25 protein-coding genes and 1 tRNA gene are annotated in these 24,495 nt (G+C 67.0%); 15 read left to right on the forward strand and 11 right to left on the reverse strand.

Features of this window, described 5'->3' with window-relative positions; genetic code table 11:
- The first annotated feature begins 24 nt into the window (after window positions 1-24).
- Both AB1L88_RS00565 and lpxA read left to right on the forward strand, forming a co-directional pair.
- Window positions 25-1,071 (forward strand): Gfo/Idh/MocA family oxidoreductase, encoded by a 1,047-nt coding sequence (locus AB1L88_RS00565; protein WP_367094675.1) that lies wholly within the window; start codon window positions 25-27, stop codon window positions 1,069-1,071.
- A 185-nt stretch (window positions 1,072-1,256) separates the two neighbouring features.
- Complete coding sequence (lpxA, locus tag AB1L88_RS00570; RefSeq protein ID WP_367094676.1) at window positions 1,257-2,081, forward strand: acyl-ACP--UDP-N-acetylglucosamine O-acyltransferase; 825 nt, start codon at window positions 1,257-1,259, stop codon at window positions 2,079-2,081.
- Between the two features lie 106 nt (window positions 2,082-2,187).
- Here lpxA and AB1L88_RS00575 read toward each other — a convergent pair whose 3' ends face one another.
- Entirely contained in the window at window positions 2,188-2,598 is a 411-nt protein-coding gene (locus tag AB1L88_RS00575; RefSeq protein ID WP_367094677.1) for a hypothetical protein, read from the reverse strand.
- A gap of 220 nt (window positions 2,599-2,818) precedes the next feature.
- Here AB1L88_RS00575 and AB1L88_RS00580 point away from each other — a divergent pair, with 220 nt between their 5' ends.
- From AB1L88_RS00580 to AB1L88_RS00605, 6 genes are all read left to right on the forward strand, one after another.
- Complete coding sequence (locus AB1L88_RS00580) at window positions 2,819-3,406, forward strand: hypothetical protein (RefSeq protein ID WP_367094678.1); 588 nt, start codon at window positions 2,819-2,821, stop codon at window positions 3,404-3,406.
- 204 nt (window positions 3,407-3,610) lie between these two features.
- Window positions 3,611-4,105 carry a hypothetical protein gene (locus tag AB1L88_RS00585; RefSeq protein WP_367094679.1) on the forward strand — a complete coding sequence of 165 codons (495 nt, stop codon included), beginning with the start codon at window positions 3,611-3,613 and terminating at the stop codon, window positions 4,103-4,105.
- A gap of 17 nt (window positions 4,106-4,122) precedes the next feature.
- Window positions 4,123-5,238: a hypothetical protein gene (locus tag AB1L88_RS00590; protein WP_367094680.1), complete on the forward strand. Its 1,116-nt coding sequence runs from the start codon at window positions 4,123-4,125 to the stop codon at window positions 5,236-5,238.
- Between the two features lie 23 nt (window positions 5,239-5,261).
- Window positions 5,262-6,392 carry a bifunctional diaminohydroxyphosphoribosylaminopyrimidine deaminase/5-amino-6-(5-phosphoribosylamino)uracil reductase RibD gene (gene ribD, locus AB1L88_RS00595; protein WP_367094681.1) on the forward strand — a complete coding sequence of 377 codons (1,131 nt, stop codon included), beginning with the start codon at window positions 5,262-5,264 and terminating at the stop codon, window positions 6,390-6,392.
- Between the two features lie 206 nt (window positions 6,393-6,598).
- Window positions 6,599-7,291, forward strand: a complete 693-nt coding sequence (locus tag AB1L88_RS00600; RefSeq protein ID WP_367094682.1) for a redox-sensing transcriptional repressor Rex — start codon at window positions 6,599-6,601, stop codon at window positions 7,289-7,291.
- 77 nt (window positions 7,292-7,368) lie between these two features.
- Window positions 7,369-7,440, forward strand: a tRNA-Gln gene (locus AB1L88_RS00605).
- 117 nt (window positions 7,441-7,557) lie between these two features.
- Here AB1L88_RS00605 and AB1L88_RS00610 read toward each other — a convergent pair.
- Complete coding sequence (locus AB1L88_RS00610; RefSeq protein ID WP_367094683.1) at window positions 7,558-8,703, reverse strand: sialidase family protein; 1,146 nt, start codon at window positions 8,701-8,703, stop codon at window positions 7,558-7,560.
- Window positions 8,704-8,852: 149 nt separating this feature from the next.
- On the opposite strand from AB1L88_RS00610, the gene AB1L88_RS00615 reads away from it, so the two are divergent.
- The gene (locus AB1L88_RS00615; RefSeq protein WP_367094684.1) at window positions 8,853-9,437 is read left to right on the forward strand and encodes a methylated-DNA--[protein]-cysteine S-methyltransferase; all 585 of its coding nucleotides are present in this window, start codon (window positions 8,853-8,855) and stop codon (window positions 9,435-9,437) included.
- Here the strand turns inward: AB1L88_RS00615 and leuD are convergent.
- The 5 genes from leuD to AB1L88_RS00640 all read right to left on the reverse strand — a co-directional run bounded on the left by leuD (window position 9,392) and on the right by AB1L88_RS00640 (window position 13,893).
- Complete coding sequence (leuD, locus tag AB1L88_RS00620; RefSeq protein WP_367094685.1) at window positions 9,392-10,063, reverse strand: 3-isopropylmalate dehydratase small subunit; 672 nt, start codon at window positions 10,061-10,063, stop codon at window positions 9,392-9,394. The two genes, AB1L88_RS00615 and leuD, sit on opposite strands and share 46 nt — an antisense overlap.
- Window positions 10,064-10,117: 54 nt before the next feature.
- Complete coding sequence (locus AB1L88_RS00625; protein ID WP_367094686.1) at window positions 10,118-10,723, reverse strand: toll/interleukin-1 receptor domain-containing protein; 606 nt, start codon at window positions 10,721-10,723, stop codon at window positions 10,118-10,120.
- Complete coding sequence (locus tag AB1L88_RS00630) at window positions 10,720-11,166, reverse strand: toll/interleukin-1 receptor domain-containing protein (RefSeq protein ID WP_367094687.1); 447 nt, start codon at window positions 11,164-11,166, stop codon at window positions 10,720-10,722. The genes AB1L88_RS00625 and AB1L88_RS00630 overlap by 4 nt, the downstream gene beginning before the upstream one ends.
- A gap of 44 nt (window positions 11,167-11,210) precedes the next feature.
- Window positions 11,211-12,620, reverse strand: coding sequence for a 3-isopropylmalate dehydratase large subunit (leuC, locus tag AB1L88_RS00635; protein ID WP_367094688.1), 1,410 nt, complete (start codon window positions 12,618-12,620; stop codon window positions 11,211-11,213).
- A gap of 232 nt (window positions 12,621-12,852) precedes the next feature.
- Entirely contained in the window at window positions 12,853-13,893 is a 1,041-nt protein-coding gene (locus AB1L88_RS00640; protein WP_367094689.1) for a DUF1559 domain-containing protein, read from the reverse strand.
- A gap of 38 nt (window positions 13,894-13,931) precedes the next feature.
- On the opposite strand from AB1L88_RS00640, the gene AB1L88_RS00645 reads away from it, so the two are divergent.
- Window positions 13,932-14,309, forward strand: coding sequence for a hypothetical protein (locus AB1L88_RS00645; RefSeq protein WP_367094690.1), 378 nt, complete (start codon window positions 13,932-13,934; stop codon window positions 14,307-14,309).
- 86 nt (window positions 14,310-14,395) lie between these two features.
- Here the strand turns inward: AB1L88_RS00645 and AB1L88_RS00650 are convergent, their stop codons facing one another.
- The 3 genes from AB1L88_RS00650 to lipB form a co-directional block, all read right to left on the reverse strand.
- On the reverse strand, window positions 14,396-14,572 hold the full coding sequence (locus AB1L88_RS00650; RefSeq protein ID WP_367094691.1) for a hypothetical protein: 177 nt from the start codon (window positions 14,570-14,572) through the stop codon (window positions 14,396-14,398).
- An 83-nt stretch (window positions 14,573-14,655) separates the two neighbouring features.
- Window positions 14,656-15,579, reverse strand: a complete 924-nt coding sequence (gene lipA, locus AB1L88_RS00655; RefSeq protein WP_367095042.1) for a lipoyl synthase — start codon at window positions 15,577-15,579, stop codon at window positions 14,656-14,658.
- 19 nt (window positions 15,580-15,598) lie between these two features.
- Window positions 15,599-16,333 carry a lipoyl(octanoyl) transferase LipB gene (gene lipB / locus AB1L88_RS00660; RefSeq protein WP_367094692.1) on the reverse strand — a complete coding sequence of 245 codons (735 nt, stop codon included), beginning with the start codon at window positions 16,331-16,333 and terminating at the stop codon, window positions 15,599-15,601.
- Between the two features lie 494 nt (window positions 16,334-16,827).
- Here lipB and purE point away from each other — a divergent pair, with 494 nt between their 5' ends.
- The 5 genes from purE (at window position 16,828) to AB1L88_RS00685 (ending at window position 22,865) form a co-directional block, all read left to right on the forward strand.
- Window positions 16,828-17,283 (forward strand): 5-(carboxyamino)imidazole ribonucleotide mutase, encoded by a 456-nt coding sequence (purE, locus tag AB1L88_RS00665; RefSeq protein WP_367094693.1) that lies wholly within the window; start codon window positions 16,828-16,830, stop codon window positions 17,281-17,283.
- The gene (locus AB1L88_RS00670) at window positions 17,280-18,449 is read left to right on the forward strand and encodes a 5-(carboxyamino)imidazole ribonucleotide synthase (protein WP_367094694.1); all 1,170 of its coding nucleotides are present in this window, start codon (window positions 17,280-17,282) and stop codon (window positions 18,447-18,449) included. The genes purE and AB1L88_RS00670 overlap by 4 nt, the downstream gene beginning before the upstream one ends.
- A gap of 87 nt (window positions 18,450-18,536) precedes the next feature.
- A complete protein-coding gene (locus tag AB1L88_RS00675) occupies window positions 18,537-19,553 on the forward strand; it encodes a VWA domain-containing protein (protein WP_367094695.1) in 1,017 nt (338 codons plus the stop codon).
- 70 nt (window positions 19,554-19,623) lie between these two features.
- On the forward strand, window positions 19,624-21,435 hold the full coding sequence (locus AB1L88_RS00680) for a VWA domain-containing protein (protein ID WP_367094696.1): 1,812 nt from the start codon (window positions 19,624-19,626) through the stop codon (window positions 21,433-21,435).
- Window positions 21,436-21,497: 62 nt separating this feature from the next.
- Entirely contained in the window at window positions 21,498-22,865 is a 1,368-nt protein-coding gene (locus AB1L88_RS00685; protein WP_367094697.1) for a hypothetical protein, read from the forward strand.
- 182 nt (window positions 22,866-23,047) lie between these two features.
- On the opposite strand, the gene AB1L88_RS00690 is transcribed toward AB1L88_RS00685, so the two are convergent.
- Window positions 23,048-24,259: a DEAD/DEAH box helicase gene (locus tag AB1L88_RS00690; protein ID WP_367094698.1), complete on the reverse strand. Its 1,212-nt coding sequence runs from the start codon at window positions 24,257-24,259 to the stop codon at window positions 23,048-23,050.
- Between the last annotated feature and the right edge of the window lie 236 nt (window positions 24,260-24,495).

The raw sequence follows: 24,495 nt of genomic DNA on the forward strand, positions 1-24,495 counted from the left end.
CGACTCTTGGGTTGGGGTGGTGCGATGGTCGGGATCGGGATCGCCGGCATCGGCTTCATGGGCATGATCCACTTCCTGGCGGCCCGCAAGCTCGCGGACGCCGGCGTGGTCGCCATCTGCAGCCGAGACCCCAAGAAACGATCGGGCGACTGGACGGGCATCCAGGGGAACTTCGGCCCGAAAGGGACGCAGATGGACCTTTCGGGGATCCATGCGTACGCCGAATTCGACGAGATGCTCGCCGACGATCGCGTGCAACTGGTCGACCTCTGCCTGCCGAACGAGCAGCACGCCGACATGGCCATCAAGGCCCTCGAGGCCGGCAAGCACGTCCTCGTCGAGAAGCCGATCGCGCTGTCGACCGACGATGCCGACCGCATGGTGGCCGCCGCCCGGAAGGCGGGCCGATTGCTGATGGTCGCCCACGTCCTGCCGTACTTCCCGGAATTCGCGTTCGCCCGCGAGGCGGTGGCCTCGGGGCGATACGGTCGGCTCAAGGCCGCGCACTTCAAGCGGGTCATCTCCAAGCCCGACTGGTCGAGCGGCGTGGCCGATCTGCAGCGGAACGGCGGGCCCGCGATCGACCTGCACATTCACGACACGCACTTCATCGGACTCGTCTGCGGCGTGCCGAAGGCCGTGCAGAGCAGAGGGGTGTCCGAGGACGGCGTGGCGCTCCACCTGACCACCCAGTACCTCTACGACGACCCCGACCTGGCCGTCTCGGCCGTCTCGGGCGCCCTGAGCCATTCGGGCCGGCCGTTCACCCACGGCTACGAGCTGTATCTGGAAGGGGCGACGCTGGCCTTCGAGGCCGCGACCCTGGGCGACCATTTCCACCTGGCGATGCCCGTCTCGGTGATCCTGCCGGACGGGAAGGTCGAGCACCCGGAACTGGGCAGCGGCGACCCGATCGACGCATTTGCCCAGGAGATCGGGGCCGCGGTCGCCGCGGTCCAGTCGGGGCAGCCCGCGGCCGAACTCTCGGGAGAACTGGCCCGACAGGCCCTCGTCCTCTGTCATGCCGAGGTGCAGAGCGCCCGTTCGGGCCAACCCGTCTCGCTGTCATGAGTGGAGCAGGGACGGGCCGATTGAAGGTGACAATCCCGTTCGGTCCTTCGCCGCGTGTCCTCCACCCGACCTCGACACGCGCTTCCGTCCAAAACAATCGCAAATCACGGTGGTCGGACTGCCGATGATTTCTTTCGCACAGGGCGACAGGATGTTGCCCGCGGCCGCAGCAGGAGGCACTGGCAATGCCGATGACACTCGCGGACTCGGAACTGATCCACCCGACGGCCGTCATTAGCGCCGAGGCCGTACTGGCCCCCGACGTCCAGGTCGGCCCCTTCGCAATCGTGGAAGGGCCGGTCTCGATCGGCCCGGGCTGCGTGATCGAAGGCCATGCCTGCCTGACCGGCCCCATGGAACTGGGGCGCGACAACTTCATCGGTCATGGCGCCGTGCTGGGCAAGGCCCCCCAGCATCGTCGCGATCCCGGCGATTCCACCCGCCTGATCGTGGGTGATGGGAACGTGATCCGGGAATACGTGACGATTCACCGGGGGACCTCGGCCCGGGGCGAGACCCGCATCGGCCATCGCAATTACCTGATGATCGGCTCCCACATCGGGCATGACGCGATCGTCGGGGACGGCTGCACCATCGTCAACGGCGCCCTGATCGGCGGCCATGCCGAGCTGCAGGACGGCTGTATCCTCTCGGCCCATGCTGCCGTGCAGCAGCACGTGCGGATCGGCCGCCTGGCGATGATCGGCGGGCTGGGCTCGACGACCAAGGATGTGCCGCCGTTCGTGCTCCTGCAGGGGTACAACGCGGTTTCGGGCCTGAATCTGGTCGGCTTGCGTCGGGCGGGCTTCTCGGTCAAGGCCATCAATGCCCTCCGCGACGCGTACCGGATCCTCTACAAGGAGGGCCGGACCCGGACGACCGCCCTGGAACGCATCGAGGCCGATCTCGGGCAGGTCCCCGAGGTGGCCGAGTTCGCGGCGTTCATTCGAGAAAGCAGTCTCGGGATCAATCCCGCCCGAGATGCCGACCGGATCCACCGGACTTTTTGAATCGACGATCGAGCCGGCGGCGAGAACCGAGGTTCGATGACTGACCAGGGTTCCTTCGACGAGCATCGACGGCGATCACTCGTCCGGGGGAACCAGGCGATCCCGATTACTCTGAACGAGGCAGGTCAGGCCCTTCGTCTTTGCTCGCACGTTCATCGGCGTGATCCGATGTCGGAGTGGTTCCGGCGTGTCGAGGGGCGGTTCCCGGATGCTCTCCGACATCGGTTCCGGACGCTGTTTTCAAGCGGGAGTGGCCGGCAATCTTGAGGGGGGGAGGGGCCTGCCCTCGATCGAGCGCGTCCTTGATCTGGCGGTACTCGTCGGTGTCGATCTCGCCCGATTCGTAAGCCTCGCGGAACAGCTCGGCCTGCTCTTCCCTGGAGTCGGATGACGGGCGGGTGAGCCGCCGTCGGTAGACCGTGATCAGCTGGATTCCCAGGGCGACGATGGCCAGCACGATGGCCATCAGGAACATTGCCTTGAGTAATTCCCAGGTCTTGTCGTCGAATGCTGGCATCGGTCCTGGATCTCGATCAGGAATGACCCGCTCGTCCCGCGCCATCGGTGCGATCGGACGACTCGGACCCGGGGACCCCTCATCGCGGGTGGTTGGCCTCGGGCGGGGTGGGCGATATACTCAAAATACCGAGCGTTGCTTGAATCGGCGAGGCTTTGCAACCGGGGATGGTCCCCGGCCGATTGCCCCTCCCGCCTCAAACTGAGAAGAGGTGGCTGTAATGTCACGATTCCGGATCGGTCTCGTCGTCGCCATCGGCTTGCTGGCCATCTCCCCGTCGGCTCGGGCTCAATTCGTCCCGAACCTGCCCCCCGGGTTCGGCTCCGGGCAATTCGACCCGTTCAGCGCCTATTACGGGTACTACCTGCCGAGGAACCAGGCCCTCGCCGCGCAGATGGCCGGTGGCTCGAACGAGGCGATCAACCTCTACTCCCAGGCGCGTCGGGCCAATGCCGAGGCGGCCCGGGCCAGCACGATCTACGAGATGGACGACCCGTACCGGATGGTCCCGCTCGAAGATCGGCCGTACACGCGGCCTCCCACCGTGCTCCTGCCCGGTCAGGCCGCCGGCCCCGGCCCCAGCGGCTATTTCGGCCGATCCCAGCGCTATTTCTACGGCGCCCGCACCGGAGCCCCCGGAGAAACCCGGGCCGCCTCCTCGGCCCGGCTCCCCCAGGCCCGTGGTGTCGGCCGCATGGGAGGTGGCCGCATGGGAGGGATGGGCGGTGGTCGGATGGGTGGTGGTATGGGTGGCGGCATGGGTGGTGTGGGACGCGGGATGGGAGGCTTCGGAGGCGGCTTCCGTTAATTTGAGACGAATTGGTCTTCCCGTCTGACCCTTGGGGGCGGGACGGGAAGGCAGATTCACGCGATCACATCCGTGCCCGGCACGGATGGAGGATTAAGCCGCTCCCCCTGGCGTCCGATGCCGTAGTCGATCGAATCGCGGCCGGGCAACGAGGGCGAGGCGTGCTCGGAGCGTCCCTGTGAACGGTCGCGAGGCGGGTGCACCATGGCGGATCATCTCAGGCTGACTGCCGACGAACGAGCCGACCTCGTTGCGTACCTCGATGGTGAACTGGCCGAGGATCGCGTTCGAATCCTCGAGGAGAAGCTCACCCGGAGTCTCTCGGGTCGTCGTGAGATTGATTCGCTCAGGTCGACCTGGGATCTCCTCGACCTTCTCCCCCGACCTCCGGCGGATGACGCCTTCACGGAGCGAACCCTCACTCTCGCTTCGGAGCGCCCCGACGGAGATGACCGCCTGGTCGGAGCGGCCCGGGTCGTCGTGCGTCGGCTGGTCAGTCTGGCGGTCGCGCTGGTGGTGCTCGCGCTCGGCGGTGTGAGCGGGTACGCCGCGACCCGTTGGATCTGGCCCGACCCGACGGCCCGGCTGGCTCGCGATCTGACGATCGCCGAACGCCTGGAGGATTACCAGGCGGTCGGGTCGTTCGAGTTTCTCCGACGCCTCGACGATTCCACGCTGTTCAAGGAGGCGTCGGACTGACCGGCGACACGGGTGTGATGGTCCTCGGCTCGCGGTTTCTCGCCCTGATGACGCTCTCGGCCATGACCTTGCCGGTGGTGGTCGGGTCCGTGACCTCAGGCCTCGCGCGCCTCGCCGAGGTGCCGCCGCAGGCCCGGCATGCGTTGTCGTCATCGCTCGATCGCTTCGACCGGCTGCCGGACTCCGAGCAGCAGGCGATCCGAGCTCTCGACCAGGCGATCGAGCGTCTCGACCCCGAGGAACGCAAGCGCCACCTCGACCTCTTGCGCCGCTTCGGGGCCTGGTTTCGCAGGCTCGATGAGGAATCCCAACGCACCTTCCTCTCGGCCTCCGCGGAACAGCGTTTCGCGATCCTTCGGCAACACCTGGGTCCAGACTCCACGCCCGAGTCGCCCGGCCTTGACCTGGCCCTCTGGTTTCGGGCCGACACCTTCAATCCCATCCCGCTGTACGACGCCGCCAGCCTGCTGCGGGTTTGGGCCTTGCTGGACGATCGGGACCGTCGCCAGGCGGAATCCGCGCGATCCCTCGACGAGGTGATTGCGATGCTTCGCGAGTTCGCCCGCGATCGGCAGATCGAACACGCCCCCGGCGTCCGCGAGGCGTTTCGAGCCATCCTGGACGAGCAGGGCAGGCTCGGGCCCCGGGGGGGGCGCCTGATGCCGGAGGTCGCGGATCTGAGTGCCTGGCTCCTGGATGACGCCGGGCCGCCGGGCAATCGCCCCTTCGGCGGAGGGCCGGGCAGCTTCGTGAGGCGGGCCCCCGGGGCCTCGGGGCCTCAGGGGGAGGGATTGCGGGCCAACGCCAATGCGGCTCGGCTGGACGCGGCCCGGTTATCCCTGCTGCGGATGGCCGAGATGGAATACCTTCGGAGGCTCCGAGAGCGTCCCGATGGCGCCTCTCCGGCCGATCTCGCCGCCTTCGAGGCCCGGTTGCCGCATTGGTATCGCGACCTCCTGGACCCGCTCCCTCCCGAGGTGGTTCGATTGCGGCTGAGAGGGCTTCGGCAGCTCGCGCTCAGCGACCCGGATCTGACTCGCTGGCTGGAAACCGCCCGGCCCGCGACTCCGCCCGTGCCCGGGGCCTCGTCGCCCCCTGCCGAGGGGCGCCCGTCGCTGGTCAATCCGTTTTGAACCGTCCGGAGATTGGTGCGACCGTGTCAATCGCGACCGAGGAAGACCGTCACTGGATGCGCCTGGCGCTGGCGGAGGCCGCACGGGGGCTCGGAGCGGTCGAGCCGAATCCGATGGTCGGCGCCGTGATCGTCCGCGAGGGGACGCTGGTTTCGGTCGGGCATCATGGCCGCTATGGGGGGCCTCATGCCGAGGTGGTCGCCCTGCAGGCCGCAGGGGAGGCGGCTCGCGGGGCGACGCTCTACGTCACGCTGGAGCCGTGTTGCCACGTCGGCAAGACGCCGCCCTGCACCGAGGCGGTTCTCGCGGCCGGGGTTTCGAAGGTCGTGGCCGCCATGCGCGATCCCTTCCCTCGGGTCGACGGCGGGGGATTCGCCCGCCTGGCCGCCGCGGGACTGGGTGTCGTCTCGGGTGTCGAGGAGGCGGAAGCCCGGGCCTTGAACGCCCCGTACCTGAAACGACTCGCACTCGGCCGCCCGTTCGTCACGGCCAAATGGGCCATGACGCTCGACGGGAAGACCGCGTGCCGCTCCGGAGACAGCAAGTGGATCTCGAATCCGAGATCCCGGGGCGTCGTCCACGCCTTGCGCGGTCGGATGGACGGCATCCTGGTCGGGATCGGCACCGTGTTTCTCGACGACCCCGAGCTGACGGCGCGGCCGAGCGGCCCGAGATGCCCGGCCCGCATCGTCCTCGACTCGACCGCCCGCCTGCCCCTCGATTCGAAGCTCGCCCAGACCGCTCGTTCGGTCCCGGTCTGGTTGATGGTGTCCGGGGCGGCCCCGCCCGACCGGGTGCAAGCCCTTCGGCGGTTGGGCGTGGAACCGATCGTCGTCGGCGAACGAGGCCCCGTTCCAGTCCCCGAGGTGCTCGATGAGCTGGGGCGCCGCGGCCTGACGAACCTCCTGGTCGAGGGCGGGGGCCGGGTGCTCGGCGCGTTCCTCGACGCGGGAGAAGTCGACGCGGTCGAGGTCTTCATCGCTCCGACCCTGGAAGGGGGCTCGCACGCCTACTCCCCCTTTCGCGGCGAAGGGGTCGCCCGGATGGCCGAGGCGATCCGACTCGCTCGGCATCGCGTTTCCGTCCTCGATGGCGATGTGATGCTGAGCGGACAGATCGTTCGCCCGTGGTGGCGAGCGTCCGATGACGCTTGACCACTTGACAGACTTCCCGATAATCTCAGTAGGGTGGATGTCTGGGAAAAGGATGGTTTTGACCGATCGAACATGACGTTTTGGCGGCGGAAAGGCGGTTTTGAGTCGTTTCCGAAATCTCCGGCGAAACGATGCCCTCGCAAGCGGAAGTCCAGAACCGACTTGGTCCTCGGTCGCCCCGTCCCCAACCAGGAGGGTCCGGTCTGGTGCGGGAGCCTCAGCACGACAATCCGTCGCCGAAGCCTGCCCCCAAGGCGGTCGTCGGGCGTTTGAGCCTTTACCTCCGGCAACTGGAGACATTTGCCCGCCAGGGGAGAGAGACGATCTCGAGCAGCCAGCTCGGCAAGTCGTTAGGGCTGAACGATGCGCAGGTCCGCAAGGATCTGGCGTATTTCGGGCAGTTCGGCCAGCCCGGCCTGGGCTATCGCATCGCGGATCTGATCACCGAGCTGCGGACGATTCTCGGGGTCGATCGCGACTGGCCGACCGCCCTGGTGGGGCTGGGGAACCTGGGTCGAGCCCTGCTCGGCTACAAAGGGTTCCGGGTCCGACGATTCCATCTGGTCACCCTGTTCGATAATGACCCGAGGAAAGTGGGCCAGTGTATCGAAGGCCTGACCGTCAAGCACCTCGACGATCTCCCCCAGACCGTCGCCTCCGAGGGGCTTCGGCTGGCGATGATCTGCGTCCCGGCCGAGTCGGCCCAGCGCGTGGCGGATCAGTTGGTGGCGGCGGGGATCCGGGGCTTGTTGAACTTCACGCCCACGGCCCTCTTCGTGCCGCAGGACGTGAGCGTCGTCGCGGTCGACCTGAGCGTCCAGCTCGAACATCTCGCCTACTCGGTCCACAACACCCAGTCCGCGAGCCGAGAGGCCGGCGACATCCCGGCAGTAAGTTGATCGAGGAGACGCGGTCGAACCTTTTCGACGCTCGCGTCATCTGGTACACTACGTCAGTCGATCGAACGACCGCTGTTTACCCGGTGGTGAAATTGGTATCACAACAGGTTTTGGTCCTGTTTTTCCAGGTTCGAGTCCTGGCCGGGTAGTTTTTTCGATCGCTCACCTCTCTCGCTGCTCGGCCGATTGCCTCCTCGGCCAATCAACCTCGATCGACGTAAGGAAACCCAGCGAGCACTCACTGGCCTCGCTGGGTTGGCCCGTTCCTAATCGTTCATGGCGTCGAGTTCGTCGAGCGAGAAGCGGACGCTCACGATGTAGGGGGCTTCCCCTTCGGCCCAGTGGCCGTACGTCGTGGTGACGAACGTCCCATCGGGGAGGATTTCGACGCCGGGGTAGGCGCAGTCGGCCCCCCGATGGTTCTCCATGAGGCGGACGCGGTACTGGCCCTGACGCCCGTCGACGAGATCATCGTAGGTGCCGACCCAACCGACCCAGTCGCCTCGGGTCGGGCTTTCCCGCGTCGTGTCTCGAAACGAGAGGAACAGGCGGCCGTCGGGAGCGTATTTCCCGACATGGCGGTCGCCCGTCAAGGCCCCCGGCAGCTCCCTGGGCTCGCTCCAGGTGGCCCCTTCATCGTCGGAGACGATGAGGAAGGAATTGTGTTGCCTGCTATTCTCGCGGAGCAAGACGGCGATCTGGGAGCCGTCGGGGGATCGGATCAGGCCGGGTTCGCACAGGTGGGCGGTGGGGTGCTCGGCGATGACTTCCGGCTCGCTCCAGGTCAGTCCGCCGTCGGTGGAAAGGGTCTTGAAGACCTGGAACGATTTGACCTGCCCGTCCCCCCGGAGAAAGCGGCCGTCGTCGTGGAAGAGGGCCATGTACGAGCCGTCGCTCAGGCGTTCCAGCGAAGACATCGCGACGATGCCGCCGAAGTCCCCGATCGGCTCGAGCGGGGTCCAGGTCTGGCCGTCGTCCTCGCTGACCGCCATTCGGATGGGGTAAAGGCCCGAGAAGAGGATCAGCCGTCCGGTCCCCTCGCGATCGACGACGCGGTGGATCGTGGGGGTTTCCTGAGACGTCGCCCAGTTCTCGGGGACGGGCAGGCGATCGGACCACGATCGGCCGCCGTCCTCGCTCCGCTTCATCACGATCGGGCCGCGCCCGTGCCCTTTGGGGTAGACGACGATCATCGTCCGGCCATCGTCGAGCAGGACGGTCGTCGGGTGCCCGAGATATTGCCCCGGCTCTCGATCGACGACCACCTGCCGATCCGACTGCCCGGCCAGATCGATCAGCGGAATATCGTAGCCCGGTGCCACATCTGAAGGCTCGTCGGCTCGGGCCGACGTCGTGATCGTGAGCGCTGCCAGGGCAAGCGTGAGGCGTTGCAGGGTAATCCGGTGAGGCATGCCCGATTCTCCGAACGTTCTGGGGAGTGGTTGAGGGTTGATGGTAGCGACAATCGGGCGACGCTCGCTACCGGCTGACCTCGGGCTTCGTGTTAAAGTTCGAGAGTGAACGGTTGATCCAACTCCATTCCCTGGGGGCGTGAGGTTCCATGACGACGATCGAAGACCACACCCTCGATTCCCGGAATCCGATCGTCCTGACGTCGAGGCGGATCGACACCCCGATCGGTCCGATGCGCGCCGGAGCGTCGGATCAAGGGCTTGCGTTGCTCGAGTTCGCGGAGCACGACCTGCCGGGCAACGAACGGCGCGCGATGGGGCAGGGGCGAACCGTCCTCCTGGAAGACGGGGATCACCCGTTGCTGGAGCGGCTCTCACGCGAACTGGCCGACTATTTCGAGGGCCGCCGCAACGCCTTTACGCTCCCACTGACGTTCATCGGCACGCCGTTCGAGCGTGACGCCTGGGAGGCCTTGCGCACGATCCCCTTCGGCGAGACGCGGACCTATGCGGAACAGGCGAGATCGATGGGGAGGGCGACGGCCGTCCGCGCGGTGGGGCGGGCGAACGGCCGGAACCGGTTGGCGATCGTGGTCCCGTGCCACCGCGTGATTGCGTCGGGAGGACGCCTATGCGGCTACAACGGCGGGCTCTGGCGCAAGCAGTTCTTGATCGAGCTCGAGGCGCGTCACGCCCCCGGGGCCCCGGCCCAGGCCGGGGCCTGCTGCTCGTAGGAGGCGATCTGCGCGTCGTGCTGGAGGGTCTCGCCGATGGCATCGAGGCCGAGCAGCAGGCGATGGCGGTCTCCTTCCGAGACGTCGAAGGAGATCGCCGCAGGCTCGCCCCCCTGCGACGGATGGAGCTGGATCGTGCCTGCCTTCAGGTCGATCGTGGCGTGCAGCTCCGGGTCGGATCGGGAAATGTCGGCGATGGTCTGCCAGTCGGCCTCGGGCAGCTCGATGGGCAGGAGGCCGTTGTTGTAGGCGTTGCCTTCGAAAATATCGGCGAACCCTTCCCCCTTGATCGGTGCGATCAGGGCCCGATAGCCGGCCTGCTGGACGGCCCAGACCGCGTGCTCGCGGCTCGATCCGCAGCCGAAATTGCGGCCGACGACGAGGATGGTGGCCCCCTGGGCCTCGGGCCGGTTCAGCGGGAAGTCGTCGGCAATCGGGCCGTGCTGCTCGGGGGCGTCCGGCTCGGGGGCGCCGCCGGGGGCGTACCGCTTGTCGGCGAAGAGCAGGGGGCCGTACCCGGTCCGCTCGACCCGCTTCAGGTAACGGGCCGGGATGATCAGGTCGGTGTTCACGTCGCTCCAGTCGAGCAGGGCGACCTTGCCGCGGTGGGTGGTAAACGGATCCATGATCTCGGAAAAAGTTAGGGTGATGAAAAGTGCCACAGACGGCAGGTACCTCGCTCAACCTGTTTTGCGGTTAAGTTTGGGAAGCCCGCCTCGTTTCCGAAGTCGAATCAATTCCTGGAGAACACGCTCCGGCGAAAAGGAGCTGCCGAGACGTTTGTTGAATCGATGAGTCAGTTGATCGAGTGCCGAGGGCCTGTTCGCAAGTTGATCTGTCGGGACTCCCACTGCGGCGTACAATTCAGACAAGACACCTGCTTGCTCAACGGTTACAGGCTCAATGCTCTTCTCGATTTCTTTGATCGCGTCTGCTAACTTCGAGGCAGGGATAGAGCGATAACGTAGTAGTGCACTCGGAAGCTCTGCCGGTCCGATACCCTCCAGCAGCAGATAAATTGCTTTCCCCCATGCCATCGCGGCGCCAAGTTCGATGGCAATGGATGGAGAATTCATTGACAACCGAGAGAGAACGGCCACGAACACTCTAGCATCTGCCATTGCTGACCTGATGACGTCTTCAGACGGTGCGCCGACCTTCAAATTTTCCGCTGAGAATACGCTCAAGCCTCTATCTTCGATCGCGCGACGGACAACCATAGCAACGCCGCGGTCGGCGGCTGCCGATGAGAGAAAGACGTCGTAACTTTCAGCGGGATTAGTCATCGGGAATGCTTCTTGACTCGCTTCTCGACTTCGGCGAGATAATCGTCAAGGTCGTTAAGAAAAATCGCCTTCTTCGACTTAAGCATCTCTGGGATTGGATCGACGTCAACGTGGTAGAGCACGACTACGATCCGCAGGTTTTTACTCCAACCCCAAGCGGCACCGATTTCGAGAGTGACCCACGTGCGATCGACCGATTTCGGTGTTAATAAGACAACGAGTTCTTTGGATCTCTTGATTTGAAGTCGAATGGCCTCCGGGATGTCATCTCCCCCGTCGATATCTCGATCGTCTCGGAAGGTTGTCGCACCAATGGATTCTAACTTCTCGCAGAGGATCCTGGCGATCCATTTGTCTGCTGTGGCGTGACTGACAAAGACCTGGTAATTCTTGTCTGGCTCACGTGGCCCTCGTCTCCCGGAACCGCTCATCGCCTTTGCCATCAGGTCATCCCGCTCGAAAATTGGACATTGGGATGCATGGCGGATCAAGCTGAACCGAGTAGTTTGCGAACATCGGTAAAGTGGCCGGCGACGGCGGCGGCGGCGGCCATGGCGGGGCTGACGAGGTGGGTGCGACCGCCCGGCCCCTGTCGGCCTTCGAAGTTCCGGTTCGAGGTGCTGGCGGACCGCTGGCCGGGGGTGAGCTTGTCGGGATTCATGGCCAGGCACATCGAGCAGCCGGACATCCGCCACTCGGCCCCGGCCTCGGTGAAGACGCGGCCGAGCCCCTCGGCCTCGGCCTGGGCGCGGACGGCCTCGCTGCCGGGGACGACCATGGCGCGGACGCTCGGCGACACCTTCCGCCCCTTGAGCACGGCGGCGGCGGAGCGGAGGTCCTCGATCCGGCCGTTCGTGCACGAGCCGATGAAGACGACATCGACCGGGATCTCGCTGATCGGCGTCCCCGGCTTCAGGCCCATGTAGGCCAGGGCCCGCTCGGCATCGTCGCGAGAGGCGAACGGGACCTCGCTCGGGTCGGGGATCACGCCGGTCACGTCGACGGTCATGCCCGGATTCGTCCCCCAGGTGACCTGGGGGACGAGCGACGAGGCGTCGATGGTCAGGTGCTTGTCGAACGCCGAGGGGTCGTCGGTCCGCAGGGCCTGCCAGTCCTCGACTGCGGCGTCGAACGCGGCCCCCCTGGGGGCGAACGGCCGTTCTTCCCGGGAGAGGAAGGCGAAGGTCGTGTCGTCGGGGCCGATCATGCCCGCGCGGGCCCCGGCCTCGATCGACATGTTGCAGATGGTCATCCGGCCTTCCATCGAAAGGGCCTCGATCGCCGGCCCGTAGTACTCGAACACGGTCCCCGTGCCGCCGCCGGTGCCGATGGCCCGGATGATCGCCAGGATGATGTCCTTCGGCTCCAGGCCGGGCGCGAGGGTGCCGGTCACCTCGATGCCGTACGACTTCGGCCGGAGCCCTTGCCAGAGCGTCTGGGTGGCCAGGACGTGCTCGACCTCGCTCGTGCCGATGCCGAAGGCGAGCGCACCGAAGGCGCCGTGGGTGCTGGTGTGGCTGTCGCCGCAGACGATGGTCAGGCCGGGCAGGGTGATCCCCAGCTCGGGGCCGACCACGTGGACGATCCCCTGGTGGCCGCTGCCGACGTCGTAGAGGCGGACGCCGAACTCGCGGCAGTTGGACCGCAGGGCCTCGACCTGCCGGCGGGAGAGGGCGTCCTTGATGTCGAGCTGGTCGTCGGTCGGGATGTTGTGGTCGGGGGTGGCGAATGTCAGGTCGGGCCGCCGCACCTTCCGGCCGGTGAGGCGGAGCCCCTCGAAGGCCTGGGGGCTGGTGACCTCGTGGACGAGGTGCCGGTCGATGTAGAGCAAGGTCGCGTCCTCGGTCGAGGTCACGACGTGGCGGTTCCAGACCTTCTCGAACAGCGTCGCGGGCATCGGGCGGGTCTCGATCGTTCAGGCTGGCTTGGGATCAGTGGCTCGGGATGAGCCGACGGACGGAGAACAACGAAGCCAAGAGACCATCATACCGAACTGGCACGAAGGATTCATCTAGCAGAATGAGTTCGGCGCTGCCTGGTTCGCGCATGACGACGCCGAGACGACCCCGAAGGCCGTCCCGGCGCGACGTTCAACCCAACGTTCGGAGGACCCGAATCAGGCGAGCCGATCAATATTGATCGGCGCTGATGACCTCGCCGCCTCGGCGGGTCGAGAGGGCCTGGTAGACGCCGGGGACGGCGGCTCCCTGGGTGTAGTAGGTCCAGCTCCCGCAGGTCTGGGCCTGATGGCCGATCGGCATGCCGTCGGTGCCGAGCTGCCAGGTGTTGATCGTGTCCTTGATGAAGCGGACCGAGCCGTCGACGAAGGCGAAGTTGGCCCCGCCGGGGTGGTAGCTGGAGGTCGCGGTCACGCTGTGCCAGCTATGCGCGGTCTTGCCGGGGCCGGCCTTGTTGATCGGGGCGGTCGTGTCGAAGAAGGCGTCTTCCATCCAGCCGGAGTGCCACCAGCGATTCCAGTACTTGCGGGAGTCGGGCCAGAGTTCGCCGAAGGCCGCTTCACTGAAGAGGAAGGTGTTGCTGGTGCCATCCCGCACTTCCGAGAGCTTGACGGCGCTGCCGTCGAAGATGGTGCCGGTGGCCGTGCGGGTCACCGGAGCATAGCACGGGTCGAGGGTGTTGTAGCGGAAGTCGGTCATCCAGAAGGTGCCGCGGTTGCCGACGTAGCTCCGAGCGGCCTGGGTGAAGCCGGGCGGCTGGAAGTCGTACCAGGGGTGCAACGGGTTGAGTTCCGAGACTTCCGGGTCGCTCGGGCACCAGAGGACCGAGAGGTTCGTCGCCGCGGCCGTGACGTTGGCCCCGTCTCGCATGGAGAGGTCGAAGTTGTACGCCTCGAACAGCGAGCCGGCCTCGACGAAGGGGAGCATGAGGGCGAAGCTGTTGATGCCGGTATACCAGACGTTCCCGCCGCCGGCCCATCGCTGGTTGAGGTTGCCGGACGGAAGGCTCCCGTAGGTGCTCTCGTACGTGTTCGCCGCGAGGGCGAGTTGCTTCAGGTTATTGATGCACTGGCTCCGTCGGGCAGCCTCACGAGCGCTCTGGACGGCGGGCAGCAGCAAGGCGATCAGGACACCGATGATGGCGATGACGACGAGCAATTCAATCAGCGTGAAACCGGATCGTGTGGGCCGGTTGCGAACGGCAGCGTTCATGGTTGCCTCTTGGAGCACGTTTGGGCGGAAGATGGGACATGAAGGTCAGGGAAGGAGCGAAATGGCGAGTCGCGTCGGCGGGCTTACTTCTGGCTGTAATCGACTTTCAGCTCGGCTTTTTCCTCGGGCGTCGGGACAGGAGGCTCTCCATCAACCGGGGCCCGTCCCGACTCGGAACCGCAGCCGGGGAGCAGAAAGGCCAGGAAGAGTACGTTTGTGGTAATGAGCATTACCAGCATTTTTCTGAACATCGTCGCTCACTCACTCGCCGGCTGGAAACGAAGGATCGCAGTGATCCCGAAGATGGATGGCCGTCAACGGGACTGCGCAAGCCTCAAATCGAAGCCTTCCACGATCAATTTATCTCGGCAGCAGTCAGATTACCACGTTCAAGCCAGAATGTTGTGTGCGAATGACGAAGATTTCGTGAAGCCGGCCTCGCCCGCGGAATTCTTGCTCCTCGAGAAACCAATCAATCGCGTGGGCGAGGTGAGCCCACCCCTCAGCCCTGACCCGGATCGGCCCCGAGTTGGTCGAGGGGCGAGTCGTCGCCCAGCTTGAGCGGTTCGTCCGAGGGCGCGGCAGCCGGCGCGGGGTCGTTGCCCCCGCAGCCCGACAGGACCGCCACCGGCGAAAACAAGGCCAGCACGAGGGTCGATGATTTCAGGGGAGGAGTCATGGCCGGGTTGGCTCGTTCCTTGGGGGAATTCGAATCCGGGTCAACGCGAGCGACACGCCGGGAAGGCATCTCCCGGGCCGGCCTCATCCCTCCGAGGCCGGCCCGGAGGACGACATGGCCATCCGGTCGGCATGGTAACTCGATCGCACGAAGGGGCCACTGGCGACATCCGAGAAGCCGAGCGACCGGGCGATCCGACCCAGGTCGTCGAATTCCTCGGGGGGCAGGTAACGCTCGACCGGCAGGTGCTTCGGCGAGGGGCGGAGGTACTGGCCGATCGTCAACAGGTCGCACCCCACGTCGCGGAGGTCGCTCATCGTCTCGACGACCTCCTCGGTCGTCTCGCCGAGGCCCAGCATCAGGCCGCTCTTGGTCAACAGGTCGGGCCGGGCCTGCTTCGCGTGCTTCAGGACGGCCAGGCTCACGGCATACTGGCTCTTCCGCCGCACGTAACGCTGCAACCGGGCGACGGTTTCGAGGTTATGGTTGAACACCTCGGGAGAGGCCGAGAGCACGATGTCGATGGCCGTCGTGTCGCCGTCGAAGTCGGGCGTCAGGACCTCGACGACGGCCCCGGTACGCTCCCGGACGGCCAGGACGCAGCGGCGGAAGTGGTCGGCGCCGCCGTCGGGCAGGTCGTCCCGGGTTACGGACGTGATGACGACGTGCTTCAGGCCGAGCCGGGCGCAGGCCTCGGCCAGGCGGTCGGGCTCGTCGATCGCCGGGGCGTCGGGCTTGCCCCGGGGGACCGAGCAGAAGCCGCACGGGCGGGTGCAGACCTCGCCGAGGATCATGAACGAGGCGGTCTTGCGGGTCCAGCACTCCGAGCGATTCGGACACTTCCCCGACTCGCAAATCGTCTCCAGGCCGAGTTCTTCGATCAACTGCGCCGTGGGCCCCATGCCGCCGGACGCCGGCAAGGGGCGTTTCAGCCACAAGGGCAGCCGACGATGCGGCACTTCCGCGACGGCCCGACCGTCGGGGCCGACGATCGGCAATGCGGGCATCGAGGGGCGTTCGGCCGGCTTATCCGAGGCTTTGAGCGTAGGCATGCAATCGGGCCTTGCGGCGGACCATCGGGTGATCGGTATAGACGTGATGCCGGCTCATCCCGAACGTCGACTCCAGGTGCCGGATCAACGATTCCCGAACTTTCGGCATCGGGGCGGGCCGCTGGCGCTGGGCCTCCAGCGAGGTGAGCCGGAGGGAGCGACCCTCGGGGCCCGGCTCATCGAGAATCTGGAACGGCTCCAGGAACGGGCCCACGTTCAGTGTCAACCCATGATAGGCGATCCAACGCTTCACGGCCACGCCGATCGACGCCACTCGGGCGTTGCCGATGAAGACGCCGGGCGATGGCGATCGGGTCGTCCCCTTCAGGTCGAACTCGGCCAGCAGGTCGATCAGGGCCTGGTGCAGCCCGTGGACATAGGCCCGCAGGTCCAGGCCGGCCCGCGAGAGATCCAGCGCCAGATAGGCGTTGAGCTGGCCGGGAAGGTGGAGATGTGTCCCTCCACCGCGGTTGACCCACCGCACTTCGATGCCGAGCCGCCTGAGTTCGTCGTCGTCGGCCACGATGTGTGCCCGGCTCCCGGAGCGGCCGATGCTGATCATCGGGGGATGCTCGCAGAGCACCAGGGCCCCGGCGGCCTCAGACTCTCCCAGGTCGTACACGAGCCGTTGCTGGAGCAACTGGGCCTCATCGAAATCGATCAGGCCCAGGAGATAGACCTCGAGCGGAGGGGAGTGATCGGTCGCCATGTCCGGTCGTTGCACCCCTCTGAAGAGCGTTCACGCGGAAGACCCAATCCGAACGATGAGCGGCGGGCGTTCAGCCCGATTCCGGCCGAGATGAGCGTTCGAATCACCAACAATACGGGTAACTGTACACCTCCGGCTCCGGCTCCGGCAAGGGCGATCGAGCCCGGAGACGCCCGGCGTCGGGTGCCGTCGGACCCGGGCGACTGGCGGTGTCAGAACTTAGCGAAATTGCGCCTCCACCCTTCCGGGCCGGACGCCCCGACCGAGGACCGTTCCCAGGCCACTCGCGAGGGCTGGGCGCGAGCATTCCGCCGACTTCCTGCTAGAATCAAATCAGGAGAACCCCGAACTCGTCGCGTCGAAGGGCTTCGGTGGGCCTTCGACGGGCGGCGGCGTCTCGGATCGGCCCCGAATCGAGCAGAGCAGGCAATCGGCAATCGCACATGGGCGAGCACACGTTTTCGAACGCATCGAATCCGCTGGTGGGTGTCGTCATGGGCAGCACGTCCGACTGGGAGACGATGCGCCATGCGTCGGAACTCCTTTCGAGTCTGGAGGTTCCCCACGAGGTGCGCGTCGTCTCGGCCCACCGGACCCCCGATCGGCTGGTCGCCTACGGCCGGGAGGCCGAGGGCAGGGGGCTCCAGGTGATCATCGCCGGGGCCGGGGGCGCGGCCCATCTGCCGGGCATGCTCGCGGCGGTCTCGGAATTGCCCGTGCTCGGTGTGCCGGTCGAGTCGAAGACGCTTCGAGGGGTCGATTCGCTCCTCTCCATTGTCCAGATGCCTCGGGGGATTCCCGTCGGGACCCTGGCCATCGGCGCCGCCGGCGCGGCGAATGCGGCGTTGTTGGCCGCGGCGATTCTCGCGAGACAAGATCCCGCCATCCGATCGGCCCTCGCGACGTTTCGGGCCTCACAGACCGAGTCGGTCCCGGAGTCGCCGGTATGAGTGCTTCGCTCGGCACCGAGGTTCTCCTGCCCCCCGCCTCGCTCGGGGTGGTCGGCGGCGGCCAGCTCGGCCGGATGTTCATCCAGGCGGCACAGCGCATGGGCTATCGGGCCGTCGTGTTGACCGATGAGGCCGATGGCCCGGCCGCTCAGGTCGCGCACGAGGTGGTCAAGGGCAAGGACGACGACCTCCGGACGCTCCAACGCTTCGTGACCCGGGTCGAGGCGATCACCGTCGAGTTCGAGAATGTCTCCAGCTCCGCCCTCCGATGGCTCGCGGCCCGCATGCCGACCCGGCCCGACTGGAGAGCGGTCCGGATCAGCCAGAACCGCTTACGGGAGAAAATGTTTCTCTCGCGGCACGGGCTGCCGACGGCCCCGTGGAAGCCGGTTCGATCGGACGAGGAACTCGCCCTCGCCTTGGCCGAGGTCGGCCCGCCCTTGATCCTCAAAACCGCGTCCTCGGGGTACGACGGCAAGGGGCAGGTCCGGGTCGACGAGCCGGGCCAGGCACGACCCGCCTGGGAGTCGCTCGGGCGGGTGCCCTGCGTGGCTGAGGGGGTTGTGAGGTTCTCGGCCGAGCTCTCCGTGCTCGTCGTCCGAGGGCGAGATGGGCAGATGGAAACGTTCCCCGTCGCCATGAATCGGCACGAGCGGCATATTCTCGACGCGACGATCATGCCCGCCCCCGTCGGCCCGATTGTCTCTCAGGAGGCCCGAGATCTGGCCCGGACTGTCGCTGAGGCCATGGGATATGTCGGTGTGCTGTGTGTCGAGTTCTTCCTGGCGGGCGACGGGACGCTGCGGGTGAACGAGATCGCCCCCCGGCCGCACAACTCCGGACACCTGACGATCGAGGCCGCGACCACCAGCCAGTTCGAGCAACAGGTCCGGGCGCTGTGCGGACTCCCGATCGGGCCGACGACCCTGAGGTCGGCCGCGGCGATGGTCAACCTGCTCGGTGACCTCTGGACCGACGGCCCGCCCGACTGGTCGAACGCCCTGAGGACCGAACCGGCCGCCTCGCTCCATCTTTACGGCAAAGGGGCCGCGCCGATCGGCCGCAAGATGGGCCATCTCACGGTCCTCGACTCCGACCCGGAGATGGCGCTCGCCCGGGCCCTGGCCGCTCGGCAGGCGACCGGAACCGGGCGAACGACGGGCTGATGTTCTTTTGGCATCAGGAACCGGGCGATCAGGGGCCGTCGTGAACGCCGTCCCAGCCCGATCCTGTCGCCGCAACCTGTTGAAACCATGCGACTTGCCGACCCGTGGTGCTTGATCTTGCTGGTGTTCGCGGCCATGCCCTGGGTGGCGGAGCGGTTCCGGCCGCGCCTGGTGTGGTCGTCGCTCCGGATCGTCCCGCCGCGATCATGGAGGCCGGGAGGGTCGGGATGGCCTCGCCAGGCCGGTTTGTCGCTGCAGGCGCTCGCGATTGCCTGTTTGGTGGTGGCCCTGGCCAGGCCGCAGACGGTGGCCGGTCGGACGGTCATCGCCGGTCGAGGAGTCTCCATCCTCCTCGCGGTCGACCAGAGCCTCACCATGACGGCCGAGGATGTGCCGATCGGTGACGGGACCAATGTCTCCCGGCTGGAAGCCGCGAAACGAACGATGGATCGGTTCATCCTCGGCCGCCCCGACGACCTGATCGGGCTGGTCGGATTCGGCACCTATCCCGATCTGATCTGCCCGCCGACGCTCGATCACGACACGCTCCGCTCGCTCCTGGCCACGCTCGGGCCGGCTCGTCCGGGCGAGAACGCGACCAACCTCGGTGATGCGATGGCCTGGTCCCTGCAGGCGATGCTCGACTCGGAGCCCTCGGAACGGGTCATCGTGCTCCTGACCGATGGGCAGAACGAGCCCGACGCCGCCGCCACGCCCGATTGGCTCGACCCCGACGAGGCGGCCACGCTCATCCGGCGGCTTGGGGCCCGCCTTTACACCATCGGGATCGGGTCGCCCGGCGGTCTGGTCCGGATCGACGTGCCCGGCACCGGCATCTCCTATCCTGAACAGCTCCAGGAAGGCTACGATCCGGTCGCGCTTGCCCGATGGGCCGACCTGGGAGGCGGCGCCGCCTTCTCCGCCGGGAGTGCCGAGACGCTCGATCGGGTGTTCGACCGCATCGACTCGCTGGAGAAACGGCCATTCACCGGAGAAATCCTGACCCGTTATCGTGAGGAGTATCCGCCCTGGGTTGCCGCCGCCCTGGCCTTCCTCGCGATCGACCGCCTCGCGGCCGCGACCCGGGCGCGACGGCTTCCCTGACCTCGGACGCGACCATCAACGGCGAGCGATCGGTTCGAGTAACCCCCGAGTCAACGCCTGAGGCTCGACCTTGGATTTCGCACAGCCCCAATGGCTCTGGTGCCTGATGGCCTTGCCGATCGTCGGCGGAGCGAGCTGGATCGCCGCCCGCCGCCGCCGATCGGGCTGGTCGCTGCTCGCGCAGTCGGGACGCCCGCCGGGGGATGGCGGGGGAGCATGGTCGCTGGCGATTGCCTTGTCCGTGGTCGCGTTGGCCCAGCCCCGATGGGGTCGAGCGCCGGCGGAGCCGCTGCCCCCCGGCAGGGATGTGATCCTGGCCATCGACGTCAGTTGGAGCATGGCGGCCGAGGACGTGGTCCCCAATCGGCTCGGCAATGCCGTGCAGATTGCCGGGGAATTGACGCAAGCCATCGGCCGAGAGCCGGGCGACCGGGTCGGGGTCGTCGCCTTCTCGGGCAGGGGGGTGATCCGCTGCCCCTTGACGGCGAACCTGGGGGCGGTGGTCGAGGTCCTGCGAGCGCTCCGTCCGGGGGCCGTCGAGCCGACCGGCTCGGACCTCGGCGCGGGGCTCGAGACCGCGCTCGACGCCTTCGACGACCAGCCCCGAGACGGCGGCCGGGTCGTCATCATGATCTCCGACGGCGAGGACCATGAAAAACACTGGGAACGCTTGGTGGAGCGGGCCCGGACGCTCGGCGTGGTCGTCCACACCCTCGCCCTCGGGGACCGGGACCAGGGCCACCCGATTCCGGTTGGCCCGGCCCGGGGCCCGGATCGTCCTCGATTCCTGTTTCGGGGCGAACCGGTCGAGACGCGACGGGTCGACCTGGAACTCCGGGGGGTGGCCCTCGCCACGGGCGGCGCCTTCTTGCCGATCGGGCTGGCCTCGGCCGACCTGGGCGACCTGTATGAACGGCACATCGTTCCCGTCCAGCAACAGGCCCGGGACGCGTTCCGAAGGCCGGAACGGCCCGAGCGGTTCCGGCTGTTCCTCGCCGTCGGACTGGCCATCGGGCTGGTCGGAGCCTGGCCATGGCCCCGGCCCATCCCGCGCCGGAAACCCTGGTGGACATCCTGGATGGTCGTGATCGGGCTGACGGCGGTTTCGCTCGGGATGGTCCAGCCCGGGTCCGAGGACCCCCGATCGGCGGCCGAGGCGATCGCCTCTGGACGCTCGGCATTTGATCGAGGCGATTATGCCGCCGCACTCGATGCCTTCGGGCGGGCGGAGGGTCTCGACCCCGAGTCCGCGATCCCCGTGTATAACGCCGCCGCGACCCTCTATCAACTGGGCCGGTTCGAGGAGGCCCGCGACCGTTACCGTGCGGCCCGAGGGCGCGCCGACGAGGGGCTGACGCTCAAGATCGATTATGCCCTGGGGAATTGTTCCCTCGCGCTCGGCGCCTTCGAGGCAGCGATCGGCCATTATGACGACTGCCTGGAGTCGACCGCGGCCGGCGAGCATTACGACGTGGTGCGCTCCTTCGCTCAGGAGAATCGGTCGTTTGCGATCCGTCGCTCCGAAGCGGATGCCGTCCCCGCCGAGGGTGACGATCCGGGTGGCGCGGCCGAGACTCCCGGCGAGCCGGACGGGGAACGATCCTCCGACGACCCGGACGAGCCTCCCGGCGAGAACGACCGAGACGGGTCGGATTCTCCGAATGCCGGATCGGCGGGGCTCGACCCGGAGGACGCCCCGGCGCCGACCGGGACGACCGCGGCCGCTGGCACCGGCACGGCCTCGGGTCGGCCCTCCCGCCAGCCCGATTCGCCAGCCGACCGGCTGGCCCGGGCGCTCGACTCCATTCGAGCGGCTCGCGATCGGCGATTCCCCGATCTGCCTCGCGAACCGGCGTCCCGACGAAACGAACCCAATTGGTGACGGATGCCGGCGACGAACCCCGTCGAAGCCTTGCCCGCGATTGATTCCGGAGGCCGTCTGGAGTGGCAAACCCTTCGATCGACTGGCGGATGGCCCGAATCCTCGCAGGGGTATGGGTGTTGGGGTTGTTGATTGGCCCGGGAGGCTCCGCCGCTCAGGAGGGCCGCTTGCCGGTCCGGCTGGAGGGCATCCCGGAGGGGCCGCAATACCTCGGCCAGGCGATCCCGATCCGACTCTTCGTGACGGCGGGAGCAGAACCCCCGACGCTCGACCCGCCGGACGTGCCCCAGGCGGACCTGTTCCCGGTCGGGACCGATGTCCGGCCGATCACGGCGGGGGCGATCGGGACGATCGTCCACGAGACGAACCTGTATCGCTTCGATTTCGTGCTGGTGCCGAGAGTGGTCGGCAATCCGTTGATCCCGGCGTTTCGGGCAAGAAGCGGCGATCGGCGGGGGGCGAGCCCGCCGATCCGGCTGAACGTCATCACGCCCCCGTCATTCGGCAGGCCACCCTGGTTCCTCGGAGGGGTGGGGCCGATCGAGGTCGAACTGGCCGCGCAGGCCGAGGCCATCCGACTGGGCGACGCCGCGCTGGTCTCGGTCCGGATGACGGGGCAGGGGGTGTTCGGATCGACGGCCCGGCCGACCCTCCGAGGGCAGGACGGACGGACGCTCGCCGCGGCGATCGAGCCGGAGTCGACCAGCCTCGACGCCGCGCCGCCGACCCGGACCGTCTCCGTTCGCCTTCGGCCCTCGGAGGCCGGGACGCTGAGGCTGGCCCCGGTCCTGGTCGCCTGGTTCGATCCCGAGGCGAGGCGTTATCAGACCGTCAGTAGCGGGAGTCTCTCGATCCGGGTGGAAGATCCCCCCCCGTTCGACCCTTCCCTGATCGAGGTGGCTCGCCTGGGGGAGGAACTCAAGGGGGGGCGCGACGACCAGGACCGATGGATCTCCGGCTTCGTGATCACGGCCCTGGGTGTTCTTCTGCTCTGGGGCGCCTGGCGGACCGTCCGGCGTTGGAATCGCTCGCCGCGTCGTTTGGTGGTTCGGGCGGCTCGTCGACTCGATGCGATGCATGGGCCCGAGCGGGCCGACCTCGCCGCGACGGCGGTGGTCGGCTTCCTCCACCTGGCGACCAATCGACCGAAGGGGGCGTTGACGCCTCCCGAGGCCCGAGACGCCGTCGAGCAGTTGACGAAAGACTCCGCGCTGGCGGATCGGGTCGGGGAGATGATCGAATCGTGTGACGTGGTGCGCTATTCCGGTCGCGGCTCCGGGCAGCAGGATCGCCGGCAAGTGCTGGACGCCGCCCCCGAGATCCTGCGGTCCCTCGCCCGTGCTCGATGGGATGGACCGCCCGCACGCGTGGGCGCGGAGCGATTGCCGACGGGCGTCAAGGGGCCGTCAGACCGAGGAAGGGCCGGTTGAAACCGGGTGGGGGCCACCCGAACGACGTGAAAGGCCCCCACGACAGTCGAGGGCCGATGGCTCGATCGCCTGGCGGTATCACGAGGGAGCCGCCGGATCAATCATCGGCCCGCAGGCACAGAAGGTCTCGAACGGCGGCAAGAATCGCCGCCAGGAGCAGGCAGGTTCGGTGAGACGAATGCTCAGAGGTAGCTGAACAACTCTTTGAACGCACCGCGCTTCTGCTGGGCCTTGCCCGAGGCATCATGGGCCTCGAACTCGCCGAGCGGCAACGGCGGGATGGTCCGGTTCATGAGCATTTCGATGTTGGTGAGCGGTTCGCCCTGGTCGGGGGTGACGAACAGGTAGGCGACACCGTTGCGGCCCATGCGGCCGGTCCGGCCAATCCGGTGAACGTAGTTCTCCGGGTCGTCCGGGATATCATAATTGATGACGTGGCTGATGCCGTCGACGTCGATGCCGCGACCAACCACGTCGGTGGCCACCAGGACGGGGATATCGCCGCTCCGGAAGGCTTTCATGACCTTCTCGCGGGCGCTCTGGGGCAGGTCGCCGTGAATCACGGCCACGCCCTTGACCACGCGCTTGATCCGGTCGGCCAGCTTATCCGCGCCGCGCTTCGTGCGGGTGAAGACGAGGCATTGCTCGGGCTTTTCCCGGCGGAGCAGGTGGAGCAGCAGCTCGGTTTTCTTCTCCTGGTCGACCGTCACGTAGAACTGGTTGACGGTCTCGGCCGAGACTTCGTCTTTCGAGAGCAGCAGTTCGACCGGCTTGTACATGTACTTGTCGGCCAATCGGCGGATTTCCGCGTCGAGGGTGGCCGAGAGGAGCAACGTCTGGTGCGGGTCGGGGACCCGCCGGAGGATTTTCTCGATGTCGGGGCGGAACCCGATGTCGAGCATCCGGTCGGCCTCGTCCAGGACGACGTGGACCACGTCACCCAGGTAGAGGGAACCGCGACGGATGTGGTCGATGATGCGACCGGGGGTGCCGACGACGATGTCGACGCCGCGCTGCAATGCCCGCAACTGCTTCTCGATCGGCTGGCCACCGTAGACGGCGCAGATGGCCGCATGGTGGTTCGCGGCGAGTTTCTGCATCTCGCTGACGATCTGCTGGGCCAGTTCCCGGGTCGGGGCGAGGATCAGGGCCTGGGGCCCTTTGCCGCGTTCTTCCAGCATTTCGATGAGAGGAATGCCGAAGGCCGCGGTCTTCCCGGTGCCGGTCTTGGCCTGGCCGATGACGTCGTTCCCTTCGAGGGCTTCGGGGATGACGGCGGCCTGGATCGGGGAGGGAGTCACGTAGCGGACACGTCGCAAAGCGTCGAGCATCTCGGGGCCGAGCCCCAGGTCGGAGAAGCCGAGCTCGGGCTCCTCAACAGCTCGCTGAATCAAACAAGACCTCCTCGTGGGGATGGTCGGGATCGACAAATCGAAGATGAGGCGCACAATGCCCCATCCAAAAAGGCGGATCAGATCAATTCTTCCACACTATCGGGCCGGCGCCCAGCGGTCAAGGTGGTTCATCGCGGATCATGACGCCGCGCCACCCCCGGATCGGGAGGGTCGGCCTCTTGCGAGGCTGCCATCGGCGGCGATAGGCTTGGCACCTGTTACGATGGATCGACGCG

The sequence above is a fragment of the Tautonia sp. JC769 genome (assembly GCF_040717455.1).
Lineage (GTDB): Bacteria > Planctomycetota > Planctomycetia > Isosphaerales > Isosphaeraceae > Tautonia.